This window comes from Bacteroides galacturonicus, from assembly GCF_003096855.1.
GTDB lineage: Bacteria > Bacillota > Clostridia > Lachnospirales > Lachnospiraceae > Lachnospira > Lachnospira rogosae.
In genome coordinates this window covers 270,513-292,553 of record NZ_QEOA01000002.1, presented here as the reverse complement: position 1 = coordinate 292,553, position 22,041 = coordinate 270,513, and the positions used below count along the sequence as shown (strand labels likewise).

Annotated in this window: 21 protein-coding genes; 19 read left to right on the top strand and 2 right to left on the bottom strand. The window is 37.5% G+C overall.

Features of this window, described 5'->3' with window-relative positions; genetic code table 11:
* The 12 genes from C7390_RS01380 to C7390_RS01325 all read left to right on the top strand — a co-directional run bounded on the left by C7390_RS01380 (position 1) and on the right by C7390_RS01325 (position 17,116).
* The gene (locus C7390_RS01380; RefSeq protein WP_116443458.1) at positions 1 to 7,443 is read left to right on the top strand and encodes a helicase-related protein; all 7,443 of its coding nucleotides are present in this window, start codon (positions 1 to 3) and stop codon (positions 7,441 to 7,443) included.
* A gap of 12 nt (positions 7,444 to 7,455) precedes the next feature.
* Positions 7,456 to 8,070 carry a class D sortase gene (locus C7390_RS01375; RefSeq protein WP_116443457.1) on the top strand — a complete coding sequence of 205 codons (615 nt, stop codon included), beginning with the start codon at positions 7,456 to 7,458 and terminating at the stop codon, positions 8,068 to 8,070.
* On the top strand, positions 8,063 to 8,449 hold the full coding sequence (locus C7390_RS01370; RefSeq protein ID WP_116443456.1) for a hypothetical protein: 387 nt from the start codon (positions 8,063 to 8,065) through the stop codon (positions 8,447 to 8,449). The genes C7390_RS01375 and C7390_RS01370 overlap by 8 nt, the downstream gene beginning before the upstream one ends.
* Before the next feature lie 18 nt (positions 8,450 to 8,467).
* Entirely contained in the window at positions 8,468 to 9,151 is a 684-nt protein-coding gene (locus tag C7390_RS01365) for a SpoVG family protein (protein ID WP_116443455.1), read from the top strand.
* Between the two features lie 51 nt (positions 9,152 to 9,202).
* On the top strand, positions 9,203 to 10,108 hold the full coding sequence (locus C7390_RS01360; protein ID WP_116443454.1) for a DUF6674 family protein: 906 nt from the start codon (positions 9,203 to 9,205) through the stop codon (positions 10,106 to 10,108).
* Between the two features lie 306 nt (positions 10,109 to 10,414).
* The gene (locus C7390_RS01355; RefSeq protein ID WP_116443453.1) at positions 10,415 to 11,551 is read left to right on the top strand and encodes an aminoacyl--tRNA ligase-related protein; all 1,137 of its coding nucleotides are present in this window, start codon (positions 10,415 to 10,417) and stop codon (positions 11,549 to 11,551) included.
* A 78-nt stretch (positions 11,552 to 11,629) separates the two neighbouring features.
* Positions 11,630 to 11,884 carry an acyl carrier protein gene (locus tag C7390_RS01350; RefSeq protein WP_116443452.1) on the top strand — a complete coding sequence of 85 codons (255 nt, stop codon included), beginning with the start codon at positions 11,630 to 11,632 and terminating at the stop codon, positions 11,882 to 11,884.
* Between the two features lie 16 nt (positions 11,885 to 11,900).
* Positions 11,901 to 12,458 (top strand): CYTH domain-containing protein, encoded by a 558-nt coding sequence (locus tag C7390_RS01345; RefSeq protein ID WP_318295464.1) that lies wholly within the window; start codon positions 11,901 to 11,903, stop codon positions 12,456 to 12,458.
* A gap of 36 nt (positions 12,459 to 12,494) precedes the next feature.
* The gene (gene aroB / locus C7390_RS01340; RefSeq protein ID WP_116443450.1) at positions 12,495 to 13,625 is read left to right on the top strand and encodes a 3-dehydroquinate synthase; all 1,131 of its coding nucleotides are present in this window, start codon (positions 12,495 to 12,497) and stop codon (positions 13,623 to 13,625) included.
* Positions 13,626 to 13,652: 27 nt separating this feature from the next.
* Positions 13,653 to 14,843, top strand: coding sequence for an aminotransferase class V-fold PLP-dependent enzyme (locus C7390_RS01335; RefSeq protein ID WP_116443449.1), 1,191 nt, complete (start codon positions 13,653 to 13,655; stop codon positions 14,841 to 14,843).
* Between the two features lie 240 nt (positions 14,844 to 15,083).
* Positions 15,084 to 15,992 (top strand): iron-sulfur cluster assembly scaffold protein, encoded by a 909-nt coding sequence (locus tag C7390_RS01330; RefSeq protein ID WP_116443448.1) that lies wholly within the window; start codon positions 15,084 to 15,086, stop codon positions 15,990 to 15,992.
* Positions 15,993 to 16,030: 38 nt separating this feature from the next.
* Positions 16,031 to 17,116: an ABC transporter ATP-binding protein gene (locus C7390_RS01325; protein ID WP_116443447.1), complete on the top strand. Its 1,086-nt coding sequence runs from the start codon at positions 16,031 to 16,033 to the stop codon at positions 17,114 to 17,116.
* 37 nt (positions 17,117 to 17,153) lie between these two features.
* Here C7390_RS01325 and C7390_RS01320 read toward each other — a convergent pair whose 3' ends face one another.
* On the bottom strand, positions 17,154 to 17,354 hold the full coding sequence (locus C7390_RS01320) for a helix-turn-helix transcriptional regulator (protein ID WP_116443446.1): 201 nt from the start codon (positions 17,352 to 17,354) through the stop codon (positions 17,154 to 17,156).
* Between the two features lie 23 nt (positions 17,355 to 17,377).
* Entirely contained in the window at positions 17,378 to 18,124 is a 747-nt protein-coding gene (locus C7390_RS01315) for an XRE family transcriptional regulator (protein WP_116443445.1), read from the bottom strand.
* A gap of 436 nt (positions 18,125 to 18,560) precedes the next feature.
* Between C7390_RS01315 and C7390_RS01310 the strand changes: the two genes are divergently transcribed.
* The 7 genes from C7390_RS01310 (at position 18,561) to C7390_RS01285 (ending at position 21,957) form a co-directional block, all read left to right on the top strand.
* Positions 18,561 to 18,773, top strand: a complete 213-nt coding sequence (locus tag C7390_RS01310; RefSeq protein ID WP_318295463.1) for a hypothetical protein — start codon at positions 18,561 to 18,563, stop codon at positions 18,771 to 18,773.
* Positions 18,774 to 19,361: 588 nt separating this feature from the next.
* On the top strand, positions 19,362 to 19,718 hold the full coding sequence (locus C7390_RS01305; protein WP_116443444.1) for a helix-turn-helix domain-containing protein: 357 nt from the start codon (positions 19,362 to 19,364) through the stop codon (positions 19,716 to 19,718).
* A gap of 624 nt (positions 19,719 to 20,342) precedes the next feature.
* On the top strand, positions 20,343 to 20,765 hold the full coding sequence (locus tag C7390_RS01300) for a hypothetical protein (RefSeq protein WP_116443443.1): 423 nt from the start codon (positions 20,343 to 20,345) through the stop codon (positions 20,763 to 20,765).
* 8 nt (positions 20,766 to 20,773) lie between these two features.
* A complete protein-coding gene (locus C7390_RS01295) occupies positions 20,774 to 21,091 on the top strand; it encodes a polysaccharide deacetylase (RefSeq protein ID WP_116443442.1) in 318 nt (105 codons plus the stop codon).
* Complete coding sequence (locus tag C7390_RS13520) at positions 21,084 to 21,242, top strand: hypothetical protein (protein ID WP_318295462.1); 159 nt, start codon at positions 21,084 to 21,086, stop codon at positions 21,240 to 21,242. The genes C7390_RS01295 and C7390_RS13520 overlap by 8 nt, the downstream gene beginning before the upstream one ends.
* 1 nt (position 21,243) lies before the next feature.
* Positions 21,244 to 21,609, top strand: a complete 366-nt coding sequence (locus tag C7390_RS01290; RefSeq protein WP_318295461.1) for a type II toxin-antitoxin system PemK/MazF family toxin — start codon at positions 21,244 to 21,246, stop codon at positions 21,607 to 21,609.
* A 99-nt stretch (positions 21,610 to 21,708) separates the two neighbouring features.
* A complete protein-coding gene (locus C7390_RS01285; RefSeq protein ID WP_116443441.1) occupies positions 21,709 to 21,957 on the top strand; it encodes a DUF6870 family protein in 249 nt (82 codons plus the stop codon).
* Positions 21,958 to 22,041: the final 84 nt, after the last annotated feature.

Here is a 22,041-nt window from a genome sequence, read left to right as displayed (position 1 = left end):
ATGGGCGTTGATATGAAGGTCAAAGCGATATATGATTCTGAAATCAGCAACATCACCCGTTCTGAAAAGAACTGGAAAGATGTACTAAAGGTCGCAGGTCAGTTATACCGCTATGAATTTGATAATATCGTTATGGTAACAGCTCAGAGATCACCGGAGAAAAGTACCCTTATGGCAGATTATGACACTTGGAAGAAAGTGGGAAGATATGTAAAGCGTGGAGCAAAGGGCTGTGCAATCTTCCCCTCAAGGGCACTTAATCCCCGTATGAGATATATTTTCGATATCAGTGATACGGGCGGAAAGAATGTGAAGCTGACTTGGGATTTGGAAGGGGAAAACCTGAAAAGCTATGCAGACTTTCTGGTATCGGAAGGACAGATGGAGCAGTATGACAGCGATGATGTAGAATCATTAAAAAATACGCTAAAACAGTTTACAGGAACAAATGTTTGGAATATAATAAAAGAGGAGTTCGGGGATAGAATGTCCGAACTTATGCAGCTATCAGGTAGTGTGATAAAGGAATTCAACGAAAAACGCAAGGGCTTACAGCAGGATAGCAATATGGAGCAGTTGGTATATTCCAGTGTTATGTATGCTGTAGGGACGAGATGTGGATTTGACTTATCTGTGCAAGAACAGGATTTCAGTCAGATTGTAAACATCAAAGATGAGGAGATAGTTTACCGTCTTGGTTCCCTTGTATGCGATGTCTCCTGTAGTGTTCTTAGAGAATTTAGCAAGAATTTAAAAACGATTGAGAGCGAAAGGAGAATATCATATGTTAGAAGCGATGAATTACAAGGAAGTGGACGGACTGCTGTATCCGGAGCTGACAATGCCGGACGAGACAGAGGACTTGACGAAGCTGGGCAGATACGGAAGAATGGCAATGAAGTATCTTCTGGAGAACGAACCGGCAAGGTACAAGACACTGATGAGGTTCGGGAAGATGTACGAGAAGATGTCGAAAGTAGAGAAGGAAGCAAACCAGCTTTACGACCAGTTGGAGGAACAGTATCTAATGAAGCACAAGCCACAGAACCCGTCATCGACAATGGAGATGTGGAAGATAAGAGAGCAGGCGAAGATGCAGGCGGAGGAAGTAGTGCTCCACCAGATCGTGATGAAGTTTCATTAGAAACACAGGAAGAATTGAATAGAGAGCTTGATGAGATTAACTCATTGGGTGTCAGTAAGGAAGCCGAATATACACAGGCTTCCTTTTTTTTCGACCAAAATGGGCAGGCAAGTTTTGGTGTGAAGCAGCCGGAGGAAACCAGACACAATGAATTTATGCGTCAGTTCGAGGAGGACAAAAAGGCTGCCCTTGCCGGAAAATATAATTACCTTAATCCAAAGAAAGCAGAGAGTGTACCAAGTGAGTATGTAAAAGAGATACTTATGAGAGGAACTGGCTTTGTTGGTGGAAAAGGCAGGGTGTGTGAAATCTATCAGACAGAGATAGACGCAGGAACCAGAGCAAAGCGTATCAAGGCAGAGTATGGTCAGGGCGGTGCAAGCTGGCCGCTTGACGGTCTGGGCTTGCACGGGTATGACACATTTCACGGTTCGGGACTTCGTATCCAATGGAAAGATGAAGATGGAGAAGTAGAAGGATATGTTTCGTGGAAAAATGTCGAAAAGGAAATCGGTGTGCTTATCCTTACCGGGGAATACCAGCCGGAAAGACCTCGTATTGATGAGCTTGCAATGGACGGACTTCGTGAAGATGATGAAGTCATTGACGCAGAATACAGTGAAGTTGATACGCAGGAGGAAAAATCAGAGATTGATGATTATGCAATTCCTGATGAGCCTGACAGTTATGCCGTAAACAGGGAGGCGGCTGAGTTAAAGTATATCAAGCTGATTGATTATGCAAAGCGTGTGGCAGAAATGGATGAAGATTTGAGAGATGCCATAGAGATACTTGTGTCGGAATGTAGCTGCTACACACCATTCCGTGCTTTCCTTATGGATGTGGTGCAGTCGGATTTTGCATTTATGCCGAATAAGTTGGAGCTTATCAGTGATATAGCTATGGGAAATGTAGAGGGTGAGCGAAAGGCATACTGCAATAATCAGTATGGGCTTACCGAATACACTTTAAGCAGTGTAGATGTGAAAGTAAGCTATAAAAACAGAAATGGAGAGAGAGTAGAGGATACCGTATCGTGGCGTGATGTCTATGAAATCTTATCCTATATGGTAAAACAGCCATTCTACTGTGGAGAGGATCAGAAAGCAATCTATCAGACCATAAAAAATAAGATTGACAGGGAAACAATGAATCCTGTTTACCGCAGGTTCTTTGATATTGAGGACAGTATAAGACAAAACCGTCTTGAGAACAGGGAACGTGCGATTGCAAATGGCTGGAATACCAAGATTGACGCAGACGGTCATATAATTTCTGATGATAAGAAAGTATTAGCCGATATTTCACAGAATGATACCGAACCACAGGAGGCTGCCACTGAAACATCTGTACCGGAAGTATTACCGCCAGTGGAAGGTGAGAGTGGAAAGGAAAAACCACAAAAACAGCCTAAAATCAATTTCCACTATAACCTGTGGGAAACAGAAAAGGGCGGTGCAAAGACCAGATACCAGTGGAACATTGACGCAATCCGTACACTAAAGCAGATTGAAGCAGAAAACAGACTTGCAACACAGGAGGAGCAGGCTGTTTTATCAAAGTTTGTCGGCTGGGGTGGTTTGTCACAGGCATTTGATGAGAATAATGCAGCGTGGAGCAAAGAGTATGCAGAGCTGAAAGAGCTTCTTTCTGATGAGGAATACAGTGCGGCAAGAGCAACTGTAAATAATGCCTTTTATACTTCACCTGAGATTGCAACGTGTATTAACTCCGCACTTGTGCAGTTTGGGTTTAAAGGCGGAAATGTCTTGGAGCCTTCTATGGGTATCGGCAATTTCTTCGGAAGTATGCCAGCACCAATGCAGCAAAGTAAGCTGTACGGAGTGGAGCTGGACAGCATATCGGGAAGGATTGCAAAACAGCTTTACCAGAATGCCAATATCAGCATTACGGGATTTGAAAACACCACATATCCGGATAACTTCTTTGATGTTGTTGTGGGAAATGTGCCGTTTGGAGATTATAAGATATTTGATCCAAAGTACAATAAGTACAACTTCCGTATTCACGATTATTTTCTTGCAAAGGCACTCGATCAGGTAAGACCGGGCGGTATGGTTGCGGTGATTACCACAAAGGGAACACTGGATAAGAGCAATCCGACTATCCGAAAGTATCTGGCTGAGAGGGCAGAGCTTGTGGGAGCAATCCGACTTACGAATACTGCATTTAAGGATAATGCAGGAACAGAAGTGACAGCGGATATCCTGTTTTTACAGAAAAGGGAGCGAAAAATTGATATAGAGCCGGACTGGGTACATCTTGGTGTCACAGACGATGGCATAGCAGTCAATTCCTACTTTGCAGAGCACCCGGAAATGATGCTCGGCACAATGCAGTATGATACAAGAATGTTCGGGCAGGACAGCAGATATACCGTCTGCGTGAATGATGATGAGAACTTTAATCTGTATGAAGCACTCAATAAGGCAATCGGTAACATCAAAGCACAGATGACAGATTTTGAAATACTGGCAGACAATGAGGAGCAGACAGAGGAAGTCATTCCCGCTGATCCGGATGTCAGAAATTATACTTACACATTCTTTGAAGGAAAGCTCTATTACAGGGAAAATTCCGAGATGGTAAGAAAAGAAGTATCACAGACTGCCGAGGAGAGAATCAGAAGTCTTGACGAAATCAGACAGATAACAAGAGAGTTGATTGATATCCAGATGGAGGGCTGTAGTGATGAGGAGCTTGCAGATAAACAGCAGCTTTTGAATGTAAAATATGATAAATTCGTTGGAAAGTATGGAGCAATCACTTCCAAAGCAAACCGTACAGCGTTCAGGGATGACAGCGATTATCCGCTTCTTTGCAGTCTTGAAGAAGTAAATGAGGACGGGGAGGTGAAGAAGGCTGATATGTTTTATAAGCAGACGATTAAGGCAAAGTCCGTGGTTGACAGGGTAGAAACTGCGGTAGAGGCTCTTAATGTATCGGTCAATGAGTTTGGATATGTAAATATCCCTTATATGCTCTCCATTTATGAAGCAGACAGGGATACTCTCATAAAGGAACTCGATGGAATTATTTTCCTTAATCCTGACCGTTACAATGAAAATAACCCGGACGCAGGCTGGGAGACAGCAGACGAATATCTGTCGGGTAATGTAAGGGATAAGCTGCGTGTTGCAAAGGCAATGGCGGCGGATACCGACAATCCGCAGGCAGAAAGATTTGCCGCCAATGCCGCAGCCTTAGAGGAAGTTCAGCCGGAATGGATTGAAGCCTCGGATATTGATGTAAAAATTGGAACAACTTGGATTGAGCCGCTTGATTATGAGCAGTTTATCTATGAGCTGCTTAATACACCAAAGAGGGCAAGGGCAATCAGAACGGAGTATTATAATTCCGGTATTCAGGTACACTTGAATAAAATGAGTATGGAATGGTTCATTGAAAATAAAAGTATGGATAAACATTCCGTGGCGGCAACGAAAACCTATGGTACAAGCAGAATGGATGCTTATTCTATTTTTGAGGAAACCCTGAACTTAAAAACGGTCACTATCAGGGACAGAATTGATGACGGTGATGGCAAGTACCATTATGAAGTCAATAAGAATGAGACAATGCTTGCAAGAGAAAAGCAGAATATGATTAAGGAGAAGTTCAAGGAATGGCTGTTTGCAGAACCGGAACGCAGACAGAAGTATGTGGAATATTATAATGAAACCTTCAATAATATCCGCCTGCGTGAGTATGACGGAAGCCACTTGCAGTTTCCGGGAATGAACCCTGAAATTGAATTAAAGCCGCACCAGAAAAATGCGGTGGCACGAATCCTTATGGGAGGAAATACCCTGCTTGCACACTGTGTCGGTGCCGGAAAGTCCTTTGAAATGATGGCTGCGTGTATGGAACAGAAAAGGCTTGGTCTTGCCAATAAGACAATTATGGTAGTGCCAAAGCCGCTTATCGGACAGACAGCAAGTGAATTTTTAAGGCTTTATCCGTCTGCAAATATCTTGGTTGCAACGGAGCGTGATTTTGAAAAGAGCCGCAGAAAGCAGTTTGTATCAAGGATTGCGACAGGTGATTATGACTGTATTATTATGTCACACTCGCAATTTGAGAAAATCCCAATCTCGCCGGAGAGAAAGGAGAGAATGCTAAATGAGCAGATAGAAGAAATCACTTATGCGATTGATGAAATGAAGGAGAAAAACGGGGAACGCTGGACAGTAAAGCAGATGGAAAGCCAGAAGAAAAAGCTGGATGAACAGCTTAAATCACTGACCGATGAGAGCAGAAAAGATGACCTCATTACCTTTGAGGAGCTGGGAGTTGACTCTATTATGGTAGACGAAGCACACAATTTTAAGAACCTTGCCATTTTTTCAAAGATGAATAATGTGTCAGGAATCAGCAGTTCGGGGGCTAAAAAGTCAACGGATATGCAGCTTAAATGCCAGTATTTATCAGAGATAAATGATGGCAGGGGCATTGTATTTGCTACCGGAACACCGATAAGCAACACGATGTGTGAGATGTATGTTATGCAGCTTTATTTGCAGAAGTCGGCACTTGAGGAAATGGGAATTCATCATTTCGACTCGTGGGCGGCTAACTTCGGAGAAGTAACAACAGCACTGGAGCTTACAGTTGAGGGCAGTGGTTTCCGTTTCAAGAGCAGATTTAATAAATTTACCAATCTGCCGGAGCTTATGAATATCTTTAGAGAGGTAGCAGATGTGCAGACAGCGGATATGCTTGACCTTGATGTGCCAGCACTTCGTGGCGGCAAGCCTATCATCGTGGAGTCGGAGCCGGACTGGTATGTGAAGCAGGTAATGGAAGATTTTGTGGTAAGGGCAGAAAGGATAAGAGGCGGAGGTGTTGATCCAAGCGTTGACAACTTCTTAAAGATTACACACGAAGCAAGACTTCTTGGAACAGACGCAAGACTGATTGATAAGGACGCACCGAACAATCCGGACGGGAAGCTCAATAAGGTAGCGGAAAATGTCTGGAAAGAATATGTAAAAGGAAATGCTGATGGTCATATAGGCTGTCAGCTTATTTTTTCGGATATCGGAACACCGGGACCGGATAAGGACTTTACGATTTATGATTATCTGAAGGAGTCACTTATCAAGTATGGTATTCCTGCAGAGGAGATAGCATTTATCCACGATGCAAAAACAGATGCACAGAGGGACGCACTTTTTAAGGAAATGAGGACAGGTAAGAAAAAAGTCCTTATCGGTTCGACAGACAAGTGCGGAACCGGAGTTAATGTACAGACACACCTTGTTGCAATGCACCACGTCGATTGTCCGTGGAAGCCTTCTTCCATTGAACAGAGAGAGGGCAGAGGTATCCGACAGGGAAATGAAAACGATGAGGTGGCAATCTATAGATATGTTACAAAAGGAACCTTTGATGCGTACAACTGGTCGCTTGTGGAGAATAAGCAGCGTTTCATCAGTCAGGTTATGACAAGCAAGGCAGTGAGCCGAAGCTGTGAGGACATTGATGAGGCAACCCTTTCCTACGCCGAAATTAAGGCGGTTGCTACAGGCAACCCTTTAATCAAGGAAAAGATGGAGGTTGACAATGATGTCCAGAGATTAAAGCTCTTAAAGGCGTCTTATGATAATCAGAGGTATGGATTGCAGGATAACTTTATGATCAAGTATCCGAAACTTATCAAAACTGCGACAGAGAAACTTGCCAATGTCAGGGAAGATATAAAGGCAAGGGATAAGGAGCTGATTGATAATCCGGACTTTGCCATTACCATAGGAAATGCAACTTATACAGAAAGAGTTGATGGTGGAACCACAATGCTTGAGGCAATCAGCAAATGCAAGACAGGCGAAACCACTTCAATCGGTAAGTTTCACGGCTTTGAGCTTCTGGTAGAAAAGAATTTCCTCAGTATCAACTATATGGTGCTTCGTGGAAAGACGGAATACAAGGCAGAGCTTTCCACAAGTCCGGTGGGAAGTATGGTAAAGCTGGAGAATCTGTTCAATGGACTTCACGAAAATGTAGATTTTCTGGAAAAGAAGATTGAACAGTACCAGAATGACCTTGAGGCTTCAAAGGCAGAGTATGATAAGCCGTTTGCACACAGTGCGGAACTGGAAGAAAAACTTGCAAGGCAGTGTGAATTAAATGCCCAGCTTGACCTTGAGAACGCAAAGGCTATGGACGCAGATCTTGGCGGACCGGACGAAGAAAAGTCTGAGGACAGAATAGAAAATGCGGGCATTGTTGCAGAGGATAAGGGAATTTATATGACAGACAGAGACAGGAAAAGATAGGAGTGAAGTTCTATGAGCATAAGGAAAGTGGTCGCAGGACTACTGATTACAGCAGGGATTGCCATTATGGCAGTCCCTTTTTTCTGGCGTACAACCGGAGAGAGAAACACGAACCAGCTCATAAATGAATTTGAGCAGACATTGGAGGAGAAGCAGGATGAAAGGTCAGATGTTGAGAAAGAGCAAACCACCATTAGTAAAGAGGAGGAAGCCATTCTTAAAGAAGGCGGTGTCATCGGTATCATTGAGATACCGAGCATAGATATCAGATACCCGGTAATGGAAGGAACAGGAAGTGAAATCCTTAATGCAGGGATTGGTCATATACCGGAAACAGCGGGAATAGGAGAGGTTGGAAACTGTGTGCTGTGCGGTCATAACGGGAGCAGGTACGGCACATTTTTTACGCCATTAAACCGGATTGCCATAGGCGATGAAGTAAGCATTATGGATAAGAATGGGCAGACACATATCTATGAAGTGACAGGCACAGATGTGGTAAATCCTTATGACAACAGCATAAAGACGCAGGGTATGGAAAAAGAACTCACTCTTTTTACCTGTTATGAACAGGGAACAATGCGTTTTGTTGTCAGATGCAGATATAAGGAGGCGGCAGATGAATAAGAGATACCGACTTGGGGAGATAGAAGAAGCAGTATCGGAAATGGAGGAGTTAATCGACACACCGGACGATATTGCAGAGATTGATGATGACTTTCAGATAGTCGTAAGCGGCTGGTCTGTGTATGTCGAAAGCCTGAACCTGACACTCAGACAGGGCGTTGCCTGTATATGGGATACAGAAGCAGGACTGTTTATGCCTGACTTTGATGTGACTATCGTGTATGAGGGGGACATCGAAACACAGGAGTGGCTCTATTATGAGCAGGACGGAATGACTGTCACACTTGGCAACTGGTTAAATGGCAGATTGTTTTGTGAACAGATAGAACAGCTTTGGTGTGAGCTTATCATACCGGAAAACAACAATTCAGAAGTATAAGAAAGAGAGGAACAGCGTATGAAGTATTCAATTAAAGTAAACGAAGTAAGAGCAAAAGATGGCAGCAACATCAAGGGTTTTGCAACCGTGGTATTTGGTGACTCATTTAAGATTACCAATATCGCAATCCTTGAGAATAAGGAAAAGGGAGAGCTTTTTGTATCAATGCCAAGATACCGTTCCAATGAGCGTGATGAGAGCAACAGCGTGATTTATAAAGATGTCTGCAATCCTATCACGGCAGAGTTTCGTGAGGAACTCTATACCAATATCCTTGAGGCATATGCGAAAATCAGGGAGCCGGAGAAAGCAGAAACACAGACACAGGAAAAAACAAAAGAAATGCCGGAGTTTTCCGTGACGGTAACACCTTATGAAAGGGAAGGCAGTAATATCAAGGGACTTGCCCGCATTTACTTTGAAAACAGCTTCATTGTAAATAATGTAAATATCCTTCAGGGCAAAGAAAAAATCTTTGTGTCAATGCCTTCTTATAAGACAAAGCAGGTGGACGAGAATGGCAAGCCAATCTATCAGGATGTCTGCTATCCGGTCACAAAGGATTTCAGGGAGAAGCTCTATAATGAGATTATTGCAGAGTATGAGAAAGCAAAGGATAAGAGCAACGAAAAAGCAAGGGAGAATGCCGAACAGAACCACGGAAATCCCGACAGGGAGAAAAAGGATACTCCCTTTCGATAATTAAGATTAAGGGGCGGCAGGAGCTGCCCCGTTTATAAGGAGGAAAAGCAGATGGAAGCAGAAAAGACACTTACCAATGAGGAGATCATAAGGGAACTTCTCGACCTGTTAAAAAAGAATGCTATGAAAGAGCCGGCAAATGATGTATTTGAGATATGCAGCTATGTGGACGGTCTGGAGAAAAAGATTGCGACTATGACAGAAGAACTTACAAGTATGCAGAACCAGATTAGAGAAATGCAGGAAGATACCCTTGTCAATAATGCGAAAAAGGCATTGGCAGAAGCACAGGAAAGATTAAATGCCAGATGTGAGCAGATAAAGTCACAGGTATCTGAGGTAAAGGTACAGGTAAAATCTACTGCCAAGAGCATTGTTGATGAAACAAAGGCAAAGGGCAGGGCGGCACTTTACAGGGTTACAGAGTTTGCAGGAATTAAGAAAAGACTTCTTAATGTAAGAACAGCAGTAAAAGATGCGATTGTATCTACAGACAGGGATATTGCAAGGACAGCACTTCTTGCAAAGGGACTCCGTGAAGCCGGACAGACCGTAAACAATGCGTTCCGTACCTTTGCTGATAAGCCGGAGGTGGATTATTCTAAGAAGGAACAGAAACACCCTATCACAAAGGCGGTACTTGCCCCTATGAAAGCAGTGAGAAAGCTGTTTGTATCAATGGAGCTACATCTGGACGCTTCGATTGATAAGCTGGATAATCTTGCTATGAATGTGCAGCTTGACAAGGAAAAGCGTGAGGAGCATACAAAGGATAAGGAGCAGAAAGCAGTGGACATCGAAAGAGCAGAAGGAGAGATCTTCTACTCACCGATGGTAGCCGAACCGCAGGAGTACAAGTATAATGCAGATGCTTTCGAGGCAAGAAAGACATTGGAAGGAAAGCAGGAAGCGGCAGAAAAGGAGCTGCCAAAGGTCAGGGGAGATAAAACTAGATAATGTGTAAAGTTAAAGCGTGGGATAGTTCCACGCTTTTATTATAGAAATATACAGTGATAATACAATTATATAGTGAAGATTAAATTGTTTTTAGGGAGAAATTAAATGAAATATGAATTAAAATATAAAAATAAATATTTGCTAAAAACAATAAAAATGCAAAAAAATAATTAAATTATACAATATATCAGCAATAATCACCGGGAAATTATAAATATTATATAAAAAAATGTTTTATCAATTGGCGTTTTGTGTTATAATACATGATGTTATTTACACAAAATTAGACAAATAGGGGGGAGATATATGAATATAGAAATCAATATAGATGCAGACGTAGATGTAGATGAATTTAGAAAAGTGGTTTCGTTTGTTTCAAAAGATATTTTATCATATCAAATTGTGGATAATATAATGATATTAGAAATTAAAGAGAATAGTGATAAAGAACGAATTGAGTTCTTGCTTACAACTATGTCAAAAAAATATAAGAAAATAATACATGAAGAGGATGTGGAATATTTTAAAAAGAACGAAAGAAAATATTATACAGATGTAATAGAAGATAAACAATTGTTTATGGTAATGGGAGATGGGTTATTGTGCTTAAAAGATAAGGCTATTTGTTTATTTCGCTTTTTTGAACATAGTTTTGCAAAGATGGCGGCAAATATGGGGGCTATTGAAAAAAGTTATCCCGTATTATTACCTGTAGATGAATATATCAAAACAGGATATATTAGCAGGACACCACAATATGCTATATTTTGCAGTGATGTTCATGAATCTATAGATGAATTAAATGACTTATCAAAAGCGATTGAAGAAAATAGAGTATCATCATATTTAAATTCGCCACAACTTGCATTATCACCATCAGCCTGTTTTCATACATATATAGAAATGAAAAATCAAGTGTTGGAAGAAAATAGTATTATTTCATTTACGCAAAATGTATTTAGAAATGAGGGAAGGCTTAATTATGACGAAATAGGTAGACTTAGGGATTATCATGTCAGAGAAGTTGTATTTGTGGGAGATGAAGAGTTTGTATGTAGTTCTCGAAAAAAATTTTTGAATAATATAAAAGAGTTTGTTGTAAACATTGGTTTAGAAGGGAAAGTGCAGGTATCATCGGATTCATTTGTATTGCCCAAAATGCAAAAGTATAGAAAAATACAAATGATAGACAATAGCAAATATGAATTGAGGTTGAATATAAATGAAAAAAAAGATATTGCAGTAGGTTCGTTTAATTTGCATGGAATGGCATTTACAAGCGCATTTAATATTAGAGTGAGAAATTGTAAAAATGCTGTGACAGGTTGTGTGGGCTTTGGAATAGAAAGATGGGTATTAGCTTTCTTATGTCAATATGGAAAGGAAGAAAAAAATTGGCCAGAATGTGTTCGAAAATTTTGTGAAAAATATAGTGACATATAAAAGTACATTTATTGGCTGAAAAATTAAAACAAAGTATAATATAATTTATATTATTAAATATTAAGGAGAAAATAAGAAATGAAAGATGTAAAAGAAATCGTATTAAAGCAACATACTAATTTAATGAATAGTAGGGGGGTTAATAAACAATCTAGTGAAGATATGACATTTGGACGAGATGATGCAATAGATTCATTAGGAATAGTAGAGTTTATTTTAGGTGTAGAAGAAGAATTGGGAATAGAATTGGATGGTTGTTTACAGAAAATTAGATTAAGTAAAACAGTAGGAGAGGTGATTCAAATTATTGAGGAATTCTGCAAAAATTCTTAGTGAATGGGAAAGAAAAATGCTCGAAAAAGAATATAAGTTTTTATTAACTAGAGAACAATATGATGCTTTGAAAGAATATTTTCAGTGGAATAATACTTTTGAACAATTTAATTATTATTACAATGATATGGATAATTACATTTATAATAATAATATTACTGTCAGAATAAGGGAAAGAAATGGCAAATTTAAATTACAAACGAAAATGAATGTGTACAATAATGGGGCTCTAGCAATAAAAGAAGAAAAAGAGTTGGATGTTGATGGCGCATATGCACTAATTCAACCTGAAATTCTAAAAAATATGATAGGTTATATGTGCAGAGATATACATAAAGTTGGAGTTTTAAAAACTTATCGTGATGTATGTACTAAATTTCAAAATGTTGAGATTTGTTTGGATATGAATGAATATTTATCAATAGTTGATTATGAATTAGAAATTGAATATACATCAGAGAACGGAGCAGATAGTATGTTGCGGCAGATGGTCAAAAAATTTGGATTACAATTAGAGAAAAAAACAGAAGGTAAAAATAGCAGATTTTTTCATGAATTGAAACACTTTTGCTAACAAAATAAAATTTTAAATTAAGAAAGAGGAATATACATGCAAACTATAAATGTAAAAATTGAAAAGGTAATAAATAATTCATATGAAATAGAAATAGGTTATGATATGTTTGAAAAACTTGTGGATGATATAAAGCATAAAATTGTGCCTAACGTTTACAGATATGCCATTATTACAGACTCAAATGTAGCTGCATTATATGGCTATCGTCTATTTGAATTAATGAAAAAACAAGGATTTAATGTAGATATATATAGTATACCTGCTGGGGAAAAAAGTAAAACAAGAGAGAACAAAGCTGAAATTGAAGATAAGATGCTAGAGGCAGGTTTTAGAAAAGATAGTTGTATTATTGCATTAGGGGGAGGAGTTGTTACTGATTTAGCAGGATTTCTGGCAGCAACATATTGCAGAGGAATTCCGGTAATAAATTATGCAACTACTTTTTTAGCAGCGGCAGATGCGTCTATAGGTGGTAAAACAGCTGTGGATACACCATTAGCAACAAATATGATAGGACTTATTGTGCAACCCCAAAAAGTATATATTGATTTAAAAACATGGGAGACATTAGATGATGCACAAATTGAAAATGGTCTCTCAGAAACAATTAAACATGCTTGCATTGCAGATGCTGACTTTTTTGAATATTTAAATGCTAATATAGATGTTATTAAAGAAAGAGGAAGAAGTGATAAGAGGTACATAGATATGCTTGAGTATATATGTCGAAAAAATATAGAAATAAAGTATAATGTTGTAACTCAAGATGAGCAGGAAGATGGTTTGAGAGAAGTATTAAATTTGGGACATACAGTAGGAAGAGCAATTGAGGCTGCTAGCAAATATGAAATTTCACATGGAAATGCTGTTTCATTGGGGATGGTAGCACAAGTTCTACTTGGATATAATAGAGGATATGTTACTGATAAACAAAAGGATAGAGTGATAGAAATTTATAATAAAGCAGGTTTGCCTGTAACATTGAATGAAAAAGTCAAAATAGAAAATATATTAGATAAAATGTATGCTGATAAGAAAGTGAGAAAAGGAAAGATAAAATTTGTATTTCAGAAAGGAATTGGGGATATGATGGTATTTGGGGAAAGATTTTCAGATACAGTAGAAAAAAATGAAATAGAAGAGGCTTTAAAGAAAATGATGTAACATTTTGAAAATTAAGAAGAGGTGAAAATGAATAGAATAATTGAGGATTTTTCATATTTAAGAAAAACAAATTGCAAAGGTGTGTATTTAGATAATGCAGCTACTACATTATGTCCTGATGAAGTGATAGATTATATGTCGGAGATGCAAAAATACAATTTTGTAAATATTAATAGGGGAAGTTATAAATTAGCAGAAGAAACATTTGAAAAATATGAATTGGCAAAGAAAAAAATATTGCATTTTTTTGGAGCAGAAAACGATTATTTGTTTATACAAACGACAGGAGCAACGGAAGCTATTAATATTGTTGCGAGATGTTTCTTAGAGGATAATATAAAACAAGGTGATGTGATTCTGATATCAGAGTGTGAGCACCATTCTAATTATTTGCCATGGAGAGTTATATGTGAAAAAAAGGGGGCTGTTTTAAAAAAAATCCCTATGGATGAAAATGGGAATATAGATATCGAAAACGCATTATGTAATGATAATAGTGATATTAAATTGGTTTCAATAACACATGTTTCAAATGTCTTAGGAAAGAAACAAAATGTAGAAAGTATTGTAGAAATATGCAAGAAGAACAATATTCCTGTACTAATAGATGGCTCACAAAGTGTACCTCATTATAAGATAAATTTTACTAACATTGGAATGGATTTCTTTGTTTGTTCGGCACATAAAATGCTGGGTCCATTTGGCGTAGGAGGACTTTTCGTGAAAAAATCCATTTTTTCAACTATGAAACATAATTATGTAGGAGGAGGAATGGTATTAGATGTTGATAAATTATTGTGGAAAGATGGCACGGAAAAATATATGGCAGGTACACCTAATACAGTTGGAATGTTAGGTTGGGGGGCTACAATAGATTATTTGAATAAAATTAATGTCTTTTCCTATAATGAACATATAAAAAAATTAGCGGACTTATTGTATGAATATTTAAAGAATAAGAAAGAAATTAATGTATATACACAAGATAAAGATACTGCATCGGGTATAATTTCATTTAATATAAATAATATTCATCCACATGATGTTAATGAGTTTTTTAGAAATGAAAATATCATGGTTAGGGTAGGGAATCATTGTTCAATTCCAACAATGCGATATTTAGGAATAAAATCATGTATACGTGCTTCAATATATATATATAATAATGAAGATGATATAAAAAAAATAATGAATACTATTGATAAGATTATATATTGAGGGATTACATAAATACGGAATGATTATTACACAGAGTAATAGAAGTGCACAAATTGCTTTACGATAAAAAATTGTTTTTTATTTATAACTGGATGCATGTGATTGTTTATTGACTATTACTTAAATATAAAATTTTTATTGATAATGAAAAATAAGGTCAAAATATAGAATATAAATTACATAAAAATCATTTGAAAGTGTTGAGGATTATAAGAGAATATTTATTAGTGGGGAGAATAAATGGAAAATAGGCAGTTGTTAGAGAAAATATATGGAAAAAATATTGTTAATATGCTTCAAAAAAAATATTTTGAAATCGTTGAGAATCCAGATTTTGTTGTTGAAGGCGCAGGGGACTATTGTGGTGATAGATTAGTTTTTAGGGTACGTTTGATAGAAAAAAGAATCGAAATTGAATATGAAAGTTACTCTTGTGCAATTGTTGAAGCCTCTATGTTTCTTATGTTCGATATGTTAAAAGAAAAAAGTGTTATTGAACAGAGAACAGTATGTGAAAATATATTATCAAAAATAGAAGAGGGAGATGTTTCTATATTTACGGATATATTTAATATTCAAGAAATATTGTATAGAAGAAAGGATTGTCTTATTTTGCCTTGGAAATTAATGAATAAGGTGATAGAAACGGCTATAAAAATTGAGCCGGAGTTTAGAGATCAACCTCAAATAGTACGTGGTAATAGTTTAGATTGTGAAGCTTGTGTTTCCGCAAATTATATTAACACATCAACAGTAAATAAAGAAAATAATAGAAACAGTAATTTGAATGTTTTATTAAGTATAATTGATACACCAGATAAAGATTTAAATTATATAGAAAATAAGTTAAGAAAACAATTGAAATTCGCACCTAGACGATTAGGGAAAATAGTATTGTTGGAAAAAGAAAAAATTGGATTAAAAAAGTTAGTTGAAAATTGGGATGATGATTATGTTATTTTCTTTGCAAGAAATAAGACTGCTAATATATTAGGTAAACATATTATAGAAAATTTTTCGCATGATATACCTTATGATTTGCAGAAACAAATTGAGAAAGAAACAAAAAAGAGAAATGTAATTCAAGATATATTCAGCAAAGTAGAAAAAAGGTTGAGGGAGAATAGTATTGTTTTTTATCCAATATAAGAGATGTATCAAAAAAAATATCTAACAGTAATAGAGATATGACAGAGAAAATGTCTAATTTATTACAAGGTATGGAACAGACTAGGATGTATTCGGCAGGCAAAGAAACAATAGAAGAATTTATTAAAGAAAACGAAAATTTTACAAGGCAAAGCCGAAAAAAATTTTTGTTTATGGCTTTACTTGAAAGTAGCAGTAAAGGATTTGAATTGGTATGTGCACTTGCATTTTTGATTATAGGTATTTATTTTACGAATAATGAATATACAACTTTAGGTTCGCTTACTGCAATTTATTCATTATATGGGGTATTTTCTTTTCAATTTTTACAATTAGGTAAATATTTACCTGAGCTTATAGGTTGTTTGGTTAATGCGCAAAATATCTTTGACTTTATAGGTGAAGATATAGAGCCTAATTGTTGGTATGAAGATATCAAATATGAAGATATAGATAATTATTATGTTAAGAAAAAAATAAAAGCTGAGCAAGAAATTATCATAGATAAAATAGATTTCTCTTATAGAAAAGAGCTAAAACTTCTACATAATTTTTCTATGAATATTAATAAAGGAGAATGTATTGCAATAACAGGTCAATCTGGATGTGGAAAATCAACAATTTCCAAACTTTTACTTGGGTTATATAAAGTAGAAAATGGGATGATATGGATTGATGGACAACCTTATTTAAAAATTAATAATATGGAAATTCGACAAAAGATTGCATATGTACCGCAAGAACCATATTTATTTAATGATTCTATTAAAGAAAATATTCGAATTGGAAAACTTAATGCAACTGATGAGGAAATAGAAAATGCTGCTAAAATAGCACATGCACATGAATTTATAATGAAATTTGAAAATGGTTATGAAACAATGGTAGGTGAACGTGGAAATAAGCTATCAGGTGGTGAACGTCAGCGAATAGCTATAGCACGAGCAATTATTAAAGATGCACCTATAATTCTTCTTGATGAGGCAACATCAGCTCTTGATAATGAATCTGAACAATTTGTTAATGAGTCATTAAAATCTTTGATAAATAAAAAAACAATTATTATGATTGCACATAGACCATCGACAATTGCTTTGGCAGATAGGAAAATAATAATGAAATAATTTTTTATTTTTGTATAATAGATTTCGTTATATAAATTTAGTAATCTAAATCAAATATATCTTCAATCAGTAGGTTAAAATACTTAGACACCCTGAGCATAAACTCGGCAGAAGGGGCACTTTCACCACGCTCTATACGTCCAATGGTTTTTGTGCAGTATCCGGTAGCTTTGGCGAGGTCATTCTGATGAATGCCTCGCTGCTCCCGGATTTCTTTTATATTATTTACAACAGCCATAATAATACCTTCTTTCTATCTGCTTATCTGCTATGTCTGGTGATTTCAGAAGAATCACATTTTCCCAGCACCTTTCCGAATATATCCAAGCGGTCATTTTCCCCAACTCTGATTGGTTCATATTTTTTATTGAGGGAGATAAGGAAAATTCCGTCTTTATCGTCCTTTAACTTCTTGATATAGGCTTCTCCGTTCAAGGCGAAGATACCGATTTCTCCATTGGCAACAGCTTCCTGTTGTAATACCCACGCAATCTGACCATTGTGGAACTCAGGCTCCATACTGTCACCGCTTATGCGGACACCGAAGGTAGTGCCTTCCGGTAAGATGGACTCATCTATGCAGACAGTTTCTCTCGGTCCGTCTACAAGGAAATTTCCTGTTCCGGCAGATACCGCATTTTCAAAGATATCTATGCTGCGGAATGGAATAATCTTTGCAGACTGCTTTTCATACATTCCTGAAGCGTGGAGCAGATTGATATAGTCCATAGCTTTCTCCCTGCCTTCGTTACTGAGTGAGGAGAAAGGATCAGCGGCAGGAGCAACAGGATTTACTCCAAAATATGCCTCATACATATTTGTGATATCAAGGATTTGGCACACTTTATAATATACGCTGACACTTGGTTCTGCCAGATTTCGCTCCCAAGAAGATACGGCTTTGGAAGAAATCTTTATGCCTTCCTTTGCCAGTTCATCAGCCAGATCCTGCTGGTGCAAGCCTTTCTTTTTTCTGTGCGTAGAGATAATTTCGCCTACTGAATACATAGTTACGCCTCTTTTCTGTATAAATGTGTTATGTTTCTACTCCATAGTATATCGCATAAAATGGGATAATTCAAGTTAAAATCTAATGATAATAGAATAAAGGACAGATATGTCTGTTGACAGTCTAATAATATTAGAGTTATACTATTACTTGTAAGAAACAATGCTCATAAGTTTAGACTGACAGGTAAGACAGCAGGGCAGACATAAGGAGGCGGAACAGATGGGAAAATGGGAATATAGTTTATGGAAAGCATTAAGGCATGATATGTCTGTGTAATACGCAGCATATCAGTTGTCTTACGATCAGCATAGCCGGGGAATGTGCATACATTCATCGGAACTCCCGGCAAGTCTTGCAAAGGTGATTTCCCTTTCCTTTACGAGTACAGAATTGTGAAACTGATGATTTTGTATGAATAAGGAGTGAACTGAATTGAAAAGAGAGAATGTTATAGAGATTAGATGTAAACAGTGTAAAAAGAGATTTTTTGACTATATGATAAGCTGCGAGGATGGCAGTGACAATGAGGTGGTTATGAGTGGAATCAGCCTCAAATGTGACCGATGTAACCGTGTTATGATTATGAAGAAATACACGCAGGGGTATTTAGTCAGTCATAGCAGAAACGGAGTATTTAAGATATAAACTGAATTATGGCTCACCTGATAAGGGCGGCATATTTCATAAAAGCTACACAGGGTGTAGTGAAGTATTGTTAAGCACCATGGACGCAGGGAAATAAGGTAACGATGTTACTTTGTTTCTCTGCGTCTTTTTTGTTTTGTTATGTAAGAAATCCGGTGAATTTCAGCCTTTTATTCCATTAGAATAGAAGTGCAGATAAAGTCGAAATCTGTTGACCTTACTGGATAAAAATGGTAAAATATTAACACAATTGAATATTAATCTGTCTAAAATCAAATGAACGAATACTAAACTTAAAAATTGTGATTTGAATAAAAATAGAATGAATATTTGAAGTAGATATAATTGTTTTGATATATGCCGTATGAATAGATAGTAATTGATTGAGTGATAAAGAATTAGGCAAAGTACAGTAAAAGTTTTGATACATATTTGATTTAATTAAGAGAAATTTTAAAGACTTACATAACAGAATTGGAAAATTTTAGAGAGTAGAAATTTAGACTTGAGAAGTTTTTGGTTTTGTTGTGGAGGTCTTTTTTTATTTGCCTCCACGAGAAATTTAGAGTAGAGGAGGTGAAGCAGGGAATGGAAGTCCGAGATGAAATCTTTGATGCAGAACAGATGGGCGAACAGCTAAAAAAGCTGCGAAACTCATTAAGGCTCAGTCAGGAAAAGTTCGCAGAGCGACTGGGAATGAGCAGGGATACAATCTATAACTATGAAAAAGGAAAAACAGCAATTCCACACGATCTGATAAAAAGACTTTGTCAGGAGTTCAATGTCTCTGCTGATTATTTCTACTTTAACCAAGACAAGCCTCTTATAGAGGAAACTACGATAACAGATTCATTTACAAAGGTATTGCAGGATTGCACTGATTTTGAAAAACAACAGCTTATGGATATGCTGAATATTATACGAAGAAAACCAGTTGCCGTATAAATTGCGTAAAATCTTACGAAAGAATATTGGCATTTCGGAAGGACGCTCCGTTTTTGGAAGCGTCTTTTTTTTATACAATTTAGTCATAGCAAATGACCAAGCGATAAGAGGTCAGAAGCTATGACTGAACTATGAAAATTAAATAGGACACGCATATCCCACGAGCTTATATCGCCTTGTTTATGACAGGGTGGCAGAATCCCATTTCGTGCGATGACTATCCTCGGAGCTGTAGCCGATTATGAGAAACGTAACAGCAGGAGCCTTTAAGGATAAGAGCAGAGGGTTGTGCCTACCGGGTTAGCAGCCGGAGGTAATGAGATAATAAGTGCACCTGAATTTCAGCGAAACGCATTTTCAGAGAGTGGCTACTTTCGTAAGTCCGGATGGGCAGGAAACTACGAAGTGTTTGTGGCTGGCAAAGGATATGTTACCCGATACGGGGAAGGTTGAGAAACCGGGAAGATATTATTTTATCTTCCCACACAAACTGATTTGCAGTCACCAGCAGACAACAACAGGGGCTTATAAGTGCGGAGAGCATTGGCAAGTCAGTTTATGTGAGGAGATAAAGTGTGCACAGAATATCAAATCAAAATAAAACAAGAATGGAGATTTTAAACTATGAATAGAGCAGTTATATATTTTGGAGCAACAGGAAACGCAGCAGCAGATCAGATGGTTATGCAGGTTCTTGAGGAGTATTGTTCCTTGAATGACTATGATGTAGTCGCAGTTGTTTCAGAGAACGCAAGACCGGAGGGAATGTCATTTCCTATGAAGTTTGCTTTTGTCGGTATGGCAGAGGTAGAAGATGTTGATGTGGTTGTTACTCTTATGAGTGATATGGTTGGTGATTGTGAAGAAACAATTATGGATAACATCATTATGCTTGGAGAGTACGGTATTACAGTTGAGACAGTAAATGATGATATGGCTGGATATTATCAGAAGATGGAGCAGGCAGGAGACAAGGAAGAAGGCGGCATTGTTTCACTTACCGATTTTATATCAGTATTTTTCAAGCGTCTCAGAGCTGACAGATAGGAGGCTCTATGAGTAAGTGTTGTGTTATCTGCGTAGGCAGAAATGCCGACAGAGCCGCAGACAGGATAGAAGCATATGCGAAGAAAGCGGACTTTGAGATTGTAGAAACAATCTTTAAGGATACAAAGTCCGTGGAAAGATTAAGGTATTATATCGAAAGAGATTCCATTATCAGTATTCTTGTAAGCAGTATCTATGATATTTCATCGGACAAAGATGTGTTAAAGGGTATTATGGAGCTAGCAGCGGAGCACGGTATCAGTATCAATGACGAGAGCAGGGGCTATGAAACTGCTCTTATCTCTTTTGAGGAGGACAATGCCTGACAGAAAGAAATTAAGCCTAGTGACCTTCTCATCAGAAACCGTGGTGTTTGATGAGAAAGGAAACAGAGTTGTAGCCTGCCCTACGGAACAGGAAGCGGTTGAATATATCCGTGGGCAGGAAATGCCAGTTGACAGACAAGGAAGTGAATAGAATGAGTGAAATAAGACGAGGCGATATCTGGATGGTTGATTTTGGAGCACCGGAAGATGAGTATGACCACAAGCTCCACGGTATCAGACCAGTAGTAATCGTGAGTAATGACAGTGCAAACAGACATAGCACAGTATTCCACGCAGTACCTCTTACAAGTAAGGTTCACAAAAAGACATACCTGCCAACACATATTTTTATCAGTTCTTATAAGGCAGTAGGGTTAAGGACGAACAGTATCGCTCAGTGTGAGCAGTTATGTGATGTGAATGATACCGACTTGATAGAAAAAATCGGTGAAGTGAGCAAAAAGCAGTTACAACAGATAACAAAAGGTATGCAGATACAGTTAGGAATGAGTAAGTAAACATAATAATCCAATCGCATAAATTCCAGCCGGGGCGAAAGCTCCGGTGTTACATAGCCGTCAGAATATCTGGCGGCTTAATTTGATTGGAGGGATAGGATGACAGCACAGGAATATCGAAAGATGTTAGAGGTGGATTTTAGTGATACAAATATTTCTGAAATGCCCGATCTTGCAAAAGTAAAAATAAATCCTGACAAGAGCCAGATAGAACGTCAGAAGGAATACTTAAAAAAGGTAGGTAATCCATATATGGTGCGTGTTGGCAATATGAAAATCAAGGTGAGATTTGTCAATAATGGGATCTCTTTTAATCAGGCATTTGAAAATTTATTATTAAATATCTAAAAAAGTGAAAATTGAGATAGAAATTAAGGGGACTATGTGCTAATATATACACGGACTAATTAGCGTGGTCCCCTATATTTTTCT